Source organism: Penaeicola halotolerans (assembly GCF_016464625.1).
Lineage (GTDB): Bacteria > Bacteroidota > Bacteroidia > Cytophagales > Cyclobacteriaceae > Penaeicola > Penaeicola halotolerans.
In genome coordinates, this window is record NZ_JAEAGO010000001.1 from 489026 (window position 1) to 501152 (window position 12127).

Consider the following 12127-nt stretch of genomic DNA (forward strand, 5'->3'; position numbering starts at 1 on the left):
AATAAGTTTATGAACCCATTATTGATAGATTTTAAAACACCATTTGATACAGCACCTTTTGATAAAATAAAGACTGAAAACTACCTGCCAGCAATAAAAGCAGCTATAGAGGAAGCTAAGTCAGAAATAGCTGCTATTAAAAAGGTAAAGGAGATCCCCACTTTTCAAAATACAATCGAAGCTCTAGAAGTTGCAGGAGCTAGGCTTGATCGTATATCTAGTATTTTTTTCAATCTCAATTCAGCAGAGACCAATGATGAAATCCAGAAGTTGGCAAGGGAGATTTCACCTTTATTGACGACTTATAGCAATGATATCATGCTCGACCAAGAGCTATTTGATCGAGTCAAATCAGTCTATGATCAAATAGATAAGAGTCAGTTAAGTACAGAGCAGCAGACACTACTAGAGAAAACATACAAGGGCTTTGCACGAAATGGCGCACTGCTCGATGAGAAAAAGAAGGAGAGACTAAGAGCCATCGACAATGATCTAGCCCAGCTTAGCCTAAAGTTTGGTGAGAATGTACTGGCGGAAACTAATCGTTATGAACTCATATTAGAGGATGTTTCGGATTTGGATGGTTTGCCACAAGACGAAATAGCCGCAGCTGCAGAACTTGCTTCTGAGAGAGGGCATGAAGGCAAGTGGGCAGTGACGCTCGCATATCCTAGCTATATACCCTTTATGACTTATGCTCAAAATAGAGCACTTAGAGAAAAGCTCTTCATGGCTTATAATACAAAATGCCTCAAAGGAGATGAATTTGACAATACTCAAGTGATCAAAGACATCATCACTTTAAGGGATGAGAGAGCGAAGCTTTTGGGGTATGACTCTTTCGCTGATTTTGTATTAGAAGAACGTATGGCTGAGAAGCCTAAAAAGGTAACAGATTTTTTGTCTGATATGCTAGAAAAGGCTAAGCCTGTAGCTTTAAAAGAAATGCAAGAGCTTCAAGACTTTGCAAGAAAAATGGGAGGTCCTGAAAAATTGCAAAAGTGGGATTTAGCCTTCTATGCAGAAAAACTCAAGAAAGAGAAGTTTGCCATAGATGATGAATTACTAAAGCCATATTTTAAACTGGAAAATGTCATAGAAGGTGTATTCCTAGTAGCAGGTAAGCTATATGATTTGCAGTTTAAAGAGAATAAGGATATACCTGTCTATCATCCTGAAGTCAAGGCATATGAAGTATCAGATAGTCAAGGGAGACATGTTGCTGTTTTCTATGCTGACTTCTTTCCGAGAGCTGGCAAGAGAAACGGTGCATGGATGACTAGCTACAGAGGACAAAACAAGCGTAAAGAGCAAGAGCAAAGACCACACATTTCTATAGTCTGCAATTTCACTAAACCGACTAGCACTAAGCCATCGCTTCTTACTTTTAATGAGGTGACCACGCTTTTTCACGAGTTCGGTCATGCACTGCATGGTATGTTGGCAGATGGTCACTATGAGAGTCTGTCGGGCACCAATGTTTATTGGGATTTCGTAGAGTTACCTTCTCAGATATTTGAGAACTGGTGTTATGAAAAAGAGGCTTTAGATCTTTTTGCGAAGCATTATGAGACTGGAGAGGCGATACCATCGACACTAGTAGAAAAGATCAAAGCCAGTGCAAACTTTCATGCAGGATATCAGACTATCCGTCAGTTGAGTTTTGGGATTCTCGACATGACTTATCATAGCATAGACCCTGCTGAGTTAAAGGATATTTTAGCTTTCGAAGAGTCAACTACTCGTGAAGCCAATGTACTACCCAATGTATCCGGAACGGCTATCAGTCCATCATTTTCACATATATTCCAAGGTGGCTATGCAGCTGGATATTATAGTTACAAATGGGCTGAAGTTTTAGACGCAGATGCTTTTGAGTATTTCTTAGAAGCGGGGATTTTTGATCCTAAAGTATCACAGCTTTTCAAAGAGCATATCTTATCAGCAGGAGGGAGAGAGCATCCTATGACGCTTTATAAGCGCTTTAGAGGGAGAGAGCCTAAGCCTGAAGCTTTGTTGAGAAGAGCGGGGCTTCTAAAAGCAAGCTGACAGGAAGCAAGCGTATAATAATCAAGGTCTTACAAATTATGTAAGACCTTGATTTTTTATGAGGTATAATCATGTCTGATCAGTGTAAAAAAACAATCTGCATCGTATCTGCTTAATATTATAGAACCAAATAGATTTTAAAATGGCATATACAGTTAAAATTCTAGACATTTTTTCATTGACACATGATGTAAAACAGCTCAAAGTCGAAAAGCCAAAAGGTTATGATTTTATTCCTGGTCAAGCGACTGAAGTAGCTATCAATCAATCAGGATGGCGAGATGAAAAGAGACCTTTTACCTTTACTTCTTTGCCTTCTGATGAGCATTTGGAGTTTGTGATCAAATCTTACAGAGATCATGAGGGCGTGACTAAAAAGATAGATGAATTGATCGCTGGTGAAGAGCTTATCCTAGATGACGCTTGGGGAGCTATCCAGTATCATGGTAAAGGTACTTTCATCGCAGGAGGGGCTGGAATCACTCCATTCATCAGTATTTTTAGAGACTTAGCTTCCAAAGGTGAGACTACTGGTAATCGACTTATATTTGCTAATAAGACAGGTAAAGATGTCGTTCTAGAAGGTTATTTTCAAGAATTATTAGGAGACCAGTTTACCTCCATCCTGAGTGATGAGAAGATACCCGGTCATGAGCATGGATTGATCAATATGGAGTTTTTGAAAAAACATATCAGTGATTTCTCTCAGAATTTTTACATCTGCGGTCCGGACAAGATGGTATCCGATTTAAGTGAAAGCTTGAAGTTTTTGGGTGCAGATCCCGATGGAATTACTTTTGAAAAATAATAAAAATGGCCAGCTTGAATCTTCAAGCTGGCCATTTTCAAATAGGGTGGATTATTAATGGTTTGTTTTATTTCTAAAGTAATTGATCACCACGACTAGCATGACTATGGTAGAGCTTATCATAATGAAGTAAAGTAAAGCGAATCTGCTTTGAAAAAGACTTTCTCTAAACAAATCTGTCATAGCGATGACGCTTAGAGAGTTACCAACAAACCATAGCAGCACTACCCAGATGAGGTTGGTAGCAGTTGGCTCGCTGATCCATGCTCCGCGAGAATTATCTGAATGTTCTGAAAACAGCTTTGACACTATAGTTATATTTATTTATCAAATAAATCAATAATTACTAAAGTAGATAATATTTGTTTATATTCAAATTTTTTATCTATAAAAGGTTGAATAAGCCTACGAAAGGTTATAGTTAATGTGACTTAATGTTTATGATCTTTCATTCCCATCCTATTTTGAATGATATAGAATTGACTAGTAAGCCGTATTTATGATTGATTTTTACTTACTGTAAGAACTATTATGTTAATTTTGAAGGCTCATGGAAAAACAGGTCATCTATCAGATACAGCAATCTATCAGAGAACACCAAGTAGCTATTATTCACTGTAAGTCTGGATACTTTATGCTTACTTACAGCTACCTATCAGAAATGGTGGAGAGACTAGCTCAAGACACCTCCTTTAAGTTTGATGATCAACTGATATTGATAGGGGAGATTGGACTGCTCAATGGCCTAGTCAAAGAACCAACACCATTGCTATATGATATCCTAGAGATGACAGAAAAGCCTTTAGAGATGATCTTGCCAGAAGGACAGTTTGTCCCGTCTGCTCTGATGAATTCAGATGGTGACATTCGAATGGCGTTTTGCAAGGTCGACTGGCTCAATCAAGTACTCTATCAGTTAGCTAAATCCGTGGTGGCTATCAAAGTAAAGCAGGTTCCAAATGGCTATGATCATTTGACGGTAGTTCAGATAGATGAACACTTTCCTTATATCAATCCTCAAGTATCCAAGATGCGTTTGGGGAAATATGGTGAGGTTAAAATCTTTAAAAAATAAGCTTTGAATTTAGCAGTTGGGTCACATAATTTTTCAGAGGCATTAGCTCAGAACGAACTGTTTGCACGTGTAGGTAAGTGTGCAGATGAGTTGGGAGTATCAGTGTATGTGATAGGTGGTTTTGTACGAGATTTATTGCTTAAGCGCACTAATAAACAGGATCTGGACTTTGTCTGTATCGGTAGCGGTATCGCTTTAGCACAGAAAGTAGCCGAATCTTTTGAAGAGAAAGTACCACTATCAGTATTTAAAAATTTCGGTACGGCCATGATCAAAGTGGGCGATTGGGAGTTGGAGTTTGTCGGTGCGCGTAAAGAAAGCTATCAGCGAGACTCACGGAAGCCTATTGTAGAAGATGGTACGCTCGAAGATGATCTCAATAGGAGAGACTTTACGATCAATGCGATGGCTATTTCTTTGAATCAAGCTACATTTGGACAGTTGATAGATCCATTCGATGGTCAGAAAGATCTCAAGAGAAGACTGATCAAAACACCACTTGATCCAGAGGTTACTTTTTCGGATGATCCTCTTAGAATGCTTCGAGCGGTTAGATTTGCTACACAGTTGGGTTTTGATATCGCACCTGATACTTTTGATTCTATTATGAATAATGCTCAGAGACTGGAAATCATCTCTATGGAGCGAATCATCGATGAAGTCAATAAAATCATCTTGACTCCTAAGCCTTCTTATGGATTCAAACTCCTTTTTGTATCGAAGTTGCTCCATCAGTTCTTTCCAGAGATGGTTGATTTACAAGGAGTAGAAACCGTACAGGATAAATCACATAAAGATAATTTTTATCATACTTTACAAGTCTTAGACAACGTTTGTACCATGTCTGATGACCTTTGGCTACGTTGGGCTGCGATCATGCATGATATCGCTAAGCCAGCCACCAAGCGATTTAATAAAAAAGTGGGTTGGACTTTTCATGGTCATGAGGAAAAAGGAGCTAGAATGGTCCCTACTATCTTTAGAAGATTGAAACTTCCACTCAATGAACACATGAAATATGTGCAAAAATTGGTAAGATTGCATTTAAGACCCATAGCGTTAGTCAAAGATACTGTCACAGATTCAGCAATCAGAAGACTTTTATTTGAGGCAGGAAATGAGGTAGATGATCTGATGACACTTTGTAGAGCGGATATTACTTCTAAGAATGATTTGAAAGTGAAGCGTTTTTTGGAAAACTTTGATAAAGTGGAACAAAAGATGCAAGAGGTCGAGGAGAAAGATAAATTGCGTAATTTTCAACCTCCCGTATCTGGAGAAGATATCATGAATGCTTTCAAGGTTCAGCCTGGAAAAGAGATCGGCATCATCAAAGAGCGTATCAGAGAAGCTATACTAGAGGGAAATATCAAAAATGATAGAAGTGAAGCACTGCAATTAATGTATGAAATTGCAGCGGAATTAGGATTAAAGCGTTGAATTAAACAAAAACAAACATGTTAAAGCAAAAATTTTTTCTGGCTGTATTGACCTTAGCAATGACAGGTGCAGTAGTCGCTAATGCACAAGAGGCTAAGCCAGATAGTACTAAGACAGCAGGCGCACAAGAGTTGAAAGAAGATGAGCGTATCTACGCGCGTGCCCTCAGATACAACGATGTCACAGTAGCGAAAAATGCACTATTTCGCCTGATCGAAAAGTACCCTCAAGATCTCCGCTATATCGAGGCCTTAGCTTCTTTATATTACGAGTACGAGCAGTATAGCTCCAGTGCTTTGGTAGCTCTTGATCTATTGAAAATAGACGATGACAACATTGCCGCATTAGAAATAGCTGCTGTTTCTCTAGAGAATATTGGTGCTATCGAGCGATCAGTATCCTATTATGAGTCACTTTATTTATTGACCAATGATTTATTCACTCTATATAAAGCCGCGTATCTCCAGTATGGTCTAAAAAGATTTACAGAGGCAGATAATTCTATCAAGATGCTGCTAAGCGCTAGAAAAATAGACGAGGTAAAATTGAATTTCCCTAAAAAGGACAATACGCAACAGGAAGTTCCTTTGAGAGCCGCAGTGCTTAATCTAAAAGGCCTTATGGCATTAGAGCAAAATAACAAAGCAGAAGCATTGGTTCAATTCAATGAAGCTTTGAAGATCTTGCCTGATTTTGAATTGGCTCAAGAGAACATAAAAACTGCAAATGCAAAATAATTCGCATTAATGAAGGGTTTTAAACAAAGGCTGAGAGGATAAATCTCAGCCTTTGTTTTTTCAATTGAGTATAGAGATAAATCTAACTCTAAACATGACTATTAGGAGATCTACTGTTAGCTCGTTGAAGCTATAAATAAAATAGCCTTATAAAAAACAAGCACTAATCGATATGATCGATCAGTGCTTGTTTAGTCTTAATGATTAGTTTGTTTAAAAATTATCTATTCTTTATTAGAGTCATTTTTTTCGCTCACTTGCTCTAAGTCCTGTTGCATATCTGCAGATGGCTTAACTTCTTCAGTCGATATGGTATCTACTTTAGGAGTTTCCTTCTTATTAGTGAAAGCTTGATAAGTTGTTTCCTTATCAAAAGGTCTTTGACCAATCAGCTTTTCTAGATCCGCTTGAAATAGAATCTCTTTATCTAGCAGTTCTTTTGCTAAGATTTCAAGTTCAGCCTTTTTGTCAGTGAGTAGTTTCTTTGTTCTTTCATAAGCCTTCGCGATGATTTTATTTACTTCTTCATCGATCAACTGTGCAGTGTGCTCAGAGTATGGTTTATTAAAATTGTACTCACTAGACTTAGAGTCATAGAATGAGATATTACCTAGTTTTTCATTCATACCATAGACTGATACGATGCTGTAGGCCATCTTGGTGATTCTCTCAAGGTCACTAAGTGCTCCTGTAGATATTTTACCAAAGATGATATCTTCTGCGGCTCTACCGCCAAGTGCCATGCACATCTCGTCTAGGAGTTGTTCCGTTTGATACAAAAACTGCTCTTTTGGTAGGTATTGCGCATAACCTAGGGCTGCTATACCTCTAGGAACTATACTTACTTTGACCAATGGATCAGCATGTTCTAAGAACCAACCAGCCACTGCATGTCCAGCTTCATGATATGCAACAATCTTTTTCTCTTCTGGAGAGATGATTTTATTCTTTTTCTCAAGACCACCGATCACGCGATCTACTGCATCTTGGAAATCTTGCATGTCGACTGCTTCTTTATTTCTACGAGCAGCGATAAGTGCAGCTTCATTACATACGTTAGCGATCTCTGCTCCAGCAAATCCAGGAGTCTGAGCTGCTAGTTTTTTAGCATCTACATTAGGGCCGATTTTGATAGGCTCTAGGTGGACTTTGAAGATGGCTTCTCTGCCCACGATATCTGGCTTATCGATACTAATCTGTCTGTCAAATCTACCTGGTCTGAGTAGGGCAGAGTCTAATACATCAGGTCTATTGGTCGCAGCTAGTACAATCACACCTGTATCTGTACCAAAGCCATCCATCTCTACAAGGAGAGAGTTGAGCGTATTTTCTCTTTCGTCATTTGAGCCAGGCATCTGACCTTTTCCTCTTGACCTACCTATGGCATCGATCTCATCTATGAAGATGATACAAGGTGCTTTTTCTTTGGCTTGCTTGAAAAGGTCTCTCACACGGGCAGCACCCACACCTACGAACATCTCTACGAAGTCCGAACCAGAAAGCGTAAAGAATGGCACGCCTGCTTCACCTGCTACAGCTTTAGCCAAGAGGGTTTTACCCGTTCCTGGAGGTCCTACTAGTAGAGCGCCTTTAGGGATCTTACCACCTAGCTTAGTGAATTTTGAAGGGTACTTTAAGAAATCTACAATCTCTTTTACCTCTTCCTTGGCTTCGTCCAATCCAGCTACGTTGTCAAAAGTGATTTTCACTTTGTTTTCCGCATCAAAAAGTGCCGCTTTGGATTTACCGATATTGAAGATTTGACCGCCTGGACCAGCACCGCCAGACATCCTTCTCATCATCAACCAAAATAGGAAGAATATCAGTATGAAAAAGCCAATACTTGTCAAAAAGCTCATATAGTCTTGACGTTCTTCTACAGATAGACCTATTTGATCCGCTTTTGGGATTTTAGCCTCTATCTCTTCAAACTTCTTACTGAAATCATCTACAGAAACTACTTTAAGTATATAGTGAGGGCCTGTTTGATTGAGAAACATGTTTCGCTGTTCAAGCTCATCTTTATACTTACTATTTTCTAATGCACCTTCTTTTAGTGTGATCTCTGCTTGATTTTGGTTACGAATCAAGACTACCTTTTTAACATCTTTTGCTAGCATCATCTCCTCAAATTTCTTTTGAGAAACTTCTACTGTAGCATTAGATTTATTGAAAAGCGTCACCGCAATCAAGATAACCACCGCAGATATGATCAACCAAAGCTGAGTGTTTGGTTTTTGCGGAGGTTTAGGCATTATTTTTTTATTCTTAGGGTTGTTACTCATCAGTTTTGATACTTTTTAAAAACTCAAATCTAAAACGCATTCGATCTAGGAAAGTTCGTGTTTAATTAGCCACATTGGTAAATTTAGCATCGCCCCAGAGTTCTTCTAGCGCAAAAAATTCTCTTTTGTCTTTTTTAAATACATGAGCCACTACATTGGCAAAGTCTATTAAGATCCATTCTTTATTAGCCTTACCTTCTTTATGCCATGGTCTTTCATTGGCTACTTTATATACTTCGTCTTCTATGGAGTCAGCTATAGCATCTATCTGCGAATCTGAATTACCAGAGCATAGTACAAAAAAGTCTGCTACGGCATGTTTTACTTTTCTCAAGTCCATCACTACGATGTCATGTGCTTTTTTTTCTTCCATTCCTTTCACGACAAGATCGCAAAGTTTGTCAGCACTCAATGAGCCTTCAGGTTTTGTTTTCTTCATAAATTTGTATTCCCAATAACCACGCCTATTCGGTGGTTTTTTCTCTATTTGAGATTAAAGATGTAAATTGTGGCTTAAAAATACTAAAATCGGTGCATAATTCACTTGAGCATACCATTTTTCTAGGTAAGCATATCATACACATGTCAGAGTGTCATTCTACTAATGACAAAGCCGCAGAACTCTATAAAACTGGCCAAATTCATGAAGGAAGCATCGTGATCACCGATCATCAAACCAAAGGTAAGGGACAGCGAGGAAATGTATGGCTAAGCGAGCCTAACCAAAACTTGACCTTCAGCATATTATTAAAACCTCAATTTTTAGAGATAGGAGATCAGTTTTATTTACACATGGTAACAGCACTGTCAGTTCAAGAGGCTGTTCAGAATTTATTTGATTTACAGATTCAGATCAAATGGCCTAATGATCTATATATTGAAAACAAAAAACTAGGAGGAATACTCATAGAAAATAGCCTCAAAGGTAAACAAATAGATGTGTCTATAGTGGGGACAGGTATAAATGTCAATCAGCTCAATTTTGGAGCTTTATCAGCCACATCTCTTGCAGCACATTTTGGTCAGTTGATCTCGATAGAGCTTTTTCTTGAGCAATTGGTAAGACATATGGAGAGGCGTTATCTTCAGTTAAAAATGGGACAAAGAACCTTACTAAAGGCTGATTATCTCAAGCACATGTACTGGCTCGGTGAATGGCATGTTTTTGAAGATCAAAATGTGTTTGAAGGCAAGATTGAGGGGATAGATTCTGATGGTAAATTGTTAATTCTTGATAGGTCTGGCAGTATAAGGTCTTATGCTTTTAAAGAAGTTAAGTTTATACGCTAAGCTAAATTTCAGATTCTTAATGGAATTCGCTAATTTTGAAGATTGAAAACGAAAGCATTAGAACATAAATAGTAATAATAATAATCAAATGGTTGAAACGTATATCAAGTACAAAGTAAAAGATATCTCATTAGCTGATTGGGGTAGAAAAGAAATTAGATTGGCAGAAGCTGAAATGCCAGGATTGATGGCATTGAGAGAAGAGTATGGTGCTTCTAAGCCACTTAAAGGAGCTAGAATTGCAGGTTGTCTTCACATGACTATTCAGACGGCTGTCTTGATAGAGACACTAGTAGAACTAGGTGCAGAAGTGACTTGGTCCTCTTGTAATATATTCTCTACACAAGACCATGCAGCAGCGGCCATCGCAGCTGCGGGGATTTCAGTATATGCTTGGAAAGGCATGACAGCAGAGGAGTTTGACTGGTGTATAGAGCAGACTCTTTTCTTTGGAGAAGACAGAAAACCACTCAATATGATCTTGGATGATGGTGGTGACTTGACTAACATGGTCTTAGATAACTACCCTGAGTTAGCTGCTGGCATCAAAGGCCTATCAGAAGAAACTACAACAGGTGTTCATAGGCTATATGAGCGTATGAAGAAAGGAACACTCCCAATGCCTGCTATCAATGTGAACGACTCTGTCACTAAGTCAAAGTTTGATAATAAGTATGGCTGTAAAGAATCACTCGTGGATGCTATCAGAAGAGCTACCGATGTGATGATGGCTGGTAAAGTAGCCGTAGTAGCTGGATATGGAGATGTAGGAAAAGGTTCAGCTGCATCTCTAAGAGGTGCTGGTGCACGAGTGATTGTGACAGAGATAGACCCTATCTGTGCACTTCAGGCAGCTATGGATGGCTTTGCAGTGAAGAAAATGGTAGATGCTGTCAAAGAAGCTGACATTATAGTCACTGCAACTGGTAATAAGGATATCATCGGAGCGCAGCACTTCAAAGCGATGAAAGACAAAGCGATCGTGTGTAACATCGGTCACTTTGATAATGAAATCGATATGGCGTGGTTGAATAAAAACTACGGTCATACAAAAGATGTCATCAAGCCTCAAGTGGATCTATACAATGTAGATGGGAATGATATCATCGTGTTAGCCGAAGGCAGACTAGTTAACCTTGGTTGTGCTACAGGCCATCCATCTTTTGTGATGTCTAACTCATTTACTAATCAGACTTTGGCTCAACTAGAGCTTTGGACTAATACTGATCAGTATGAGAATGCAGTTTATACATTGCCTAAGCATTTAGATGAAAAAGTAGCAGCTCTTCACCTAGCCAAATTAGGCGTAGAGTTGGATGTACTTTCTGTAGATCAAGCCGAATACATCGGAGTGACTCCAGAAGGACCATTCAAGCCAGAGTATTACAGATATTAATCTGCTAGATTAGTTCATACACATAAAAAAAGCTACTTGAAAAAGTAGCTTTTTTTATGGTGTTTAGAAACTAATGATTAATTACCGCCATCCAAGATCTTCAATAGATCATCAAGATTTGGTGTGAGGATGATTTCTGTTCTTCTGTTTTTAGCTCTTCCTTCAGGAGTGGTATTGACTGTTACAGGAGAATATTCACCTCTACCTGTCGCCAATACTTGGTTTTGACTTACGCCATTAGCAGTTAAGATTCTCGTGATAGAAGTTGCTCTAAGCACAGATAGGTCCCAGTTGTCTTTGAGATATTGATTATTTCCTCTGATAGGTACATTATCTGTATGACCTTCTACCATGATAGAGATGTCTGGGTTGTCTTTGATTGCTTGGGCAAGTTGCTTGAGTGCGTTAGCACCTTTAGGATCGACTACAATACTTCCAGAACTAAAGAGTAACTGCTCTGCGAGTGAAACATAGACTTTACCATTTCTGATTTCTACCGATAGGTCTGAATCTTGAAATCCTAAAAGGGCTTGTTTGATTTTATCTCTTAGGGCTTTTACTGCATTTTCTTGATCAGCAAGAATCTTTTCAAGCTCTTGTACACGCTTTTCTCTGGCTAGCAAGTTTTTGCTGAGCTCTTCATTTCTAATACGCGTAGCTTCTAGATCATTTTCAATCGCTTGAAGTCTAGCCTGCTGTTCCGCAAGGTCTTTTCCAAGCTTGCTACTATTGCTCAATACGCCATCATAAAGTTCTTGTAGGTTTTTATAGTCAGCTTTTAGTTTTTCGAGCTCTTGGTTAGCTGAATATAGTTTTTCCTCAAGATTAGTGTTGTCAGTAATGAGTTGTTTTACTTGTCTGTCAAGCCTGTCAGCTCTCTCGCTGGCTATTTTTAGACTTTCTTCCAAAGCTGATTTTTCGCCTTCTAACCTGACTTTATTAGCCATCAAGTCATCGTATTTCTTTTGACTGACACATGATGACATCATGATGATGGCTACTAATGAAAAGAGGATGGATTTTGTTTGGATGTTTTTCAACATAGGG

General features: G+C 38.7%; 11 protein-coding genes. 7 read left to right on the forward strand and 4 right to left on the reverse strand.

Annotation, left to right across the window (positions count from 1 at the left end):
• Positions 1 to 9 precede the first annotated feature (9 nt).
• Complete coding sequence (locus I5349_RS02145) at positions 10 to 2049, forward strand: M3 family metallopeptidase (RefSeq protein ID WP_226389081.1); 2040 nt, start codon at positions 10 to 12, stop codon at positions 2047 to 2049.
• A 142-nt stretch (positions 2050 to 2191) separates the two neighbouring features.
• A complete protein-coding gene (locus I5349_RS02150) occupies positions 2192 to 2857 on the forward strand; it encodes a ferredoxin reductase domain-containing protein (RefSeq protein WP_226389082.1) in 666 nt (221 codons plus the stop codon).
• Positions 2858 to 2911: 54 nt separating this feature from the next.
• On the opposite strand, the gene I5349_RS02155 is transcribed toward I5349_RS02150, so the two are convergent.
• A complete protein-coding gene (locus I5349_RS02155; RefSeq protein ID WP_226389083.1) occupies positions 2912 to 3166 on the reverse strand; it encodes a hypothetical protein in 255 nt (84 codons plus the stop codon).
• Between the two features lie 241 nt (positions 3167 to 3407).
• Between I5349_RS02155 and I5349_RS02160 the strand changes: the two genes are divergently transcribed.
• From I5349_RS02160 to I5349_RS02170, 3 genes are read left to right on the forward strand one after another with little or no spacing between them, the layout of a single operon-like run.
• A complete protein-coding gene (locus I5349_RS02160; protein WP_226389084.1) occupies positions 3408 to 3932 on the forward strand; it encodes a hypothetical protein in 525 nt (174 codons plus the stop codon).
• 3 nt (positions 3933 to 3935) lie between these two features.
• Positions 3936 to 5372: a CCA tRNA nucleotidyltransferase gene (locus tag I5349_RS02165; protein ID WP_226389085.1), complete on the forward strand. Its 1437-nt coding sequence runs from the start codon at positions 3936 to 3938 to the stop codon at positions 5370 to 5372.
• A 17-nt stretch (positions 5373 to 5389) separates the two neighbouring features.
• Positions 5390 to 6109 carry a tetratricopeptide repeat protein gene (locus I5349_RS02170; protein ID WP_226389086.1) on the forward strand — a complete coding sequence of 240 codons (720 nt, stop codon included), beginning with the start codon at positions 5390 to 5392 and terminating at the stop codon, positions 6107 to 6109.
• 224 nt (positions 6110 to 6333) lie between these two features.
• Here I5349_RS02170 and ftsH read toward each other — a convergent pair whose 3' ends face one another.
• Positions 6334 to 8394, reverse strand: coding sequence for an ATP-dependent zinc metalloprotease FtsH (ftsH, locus tag I5349_RS02175; RefSeq protein WP_226389087.1), 2061 nt, complete (start codon positions 8392 to 8394; stop codon positions 6334 to 6336).
• A gap of 61 nt (positions 8395 to 8455) precedes the next feature.
• Complete coding sequence (gene rsfS / locus I5349_RS02180) at positions 8456 to 8833, reverse strand: ribosome silencing factor (RefSeq protein WP_226389088.1); 378 nt, start codon at positions 8831 to 8833, stop codon at positions 8456 to 8458.
• A 143-nt stretch (positions 8834 to 8976) separates the two neighbouring features.
• Here rsfS and I5349_RS02185 point away from each other — a divergent pair, with 143 nt between their 5' ends.
• Complete coding sequence (locus I5349_RS02185; RefSeq protein ID WP_226389089.1) at positions 8977 to 9684, forward strand: biotin--[acetyl-CoA-carboxylase] ligase; 708 nt, start codon at positions 8977 to 8979, stop codon at positions 9682 to 9684.
• 88 nt (positions 9685 to 9772) lie between these two features.
• The gene (ahcY, locus tag I5349_RS02190) at positions 9773 to 11080 is read left to right on the forward strand and encodes an adenosylhomocysteinase (RefSeq protein ID WP_226389090.1); all 1308 of its coding nucleotides are present in this window, start codon (positions 9773 to 9775) and stop codon (positions 11078 to 11080) included.
• A 77-nt stretch (positions 11081 to 11157) separates the two neighbouring features.
• Here the strand turns inward: ahcY and I5349_RS02195 are convergent, their stop codons facing one another.
• Positions 11158 to 12123: an OmpA family protein gene (locus I5349_RS02195; protein ID WP_226389091.1), complete on the reverse strand. Its 966-nt coding sequence runs from the start codon at positions 12121 to 12123 to the stop codon at positions 11158 to 11160.
• Positions 12124 to 12127: the final 4 nt, after the last annotated feature.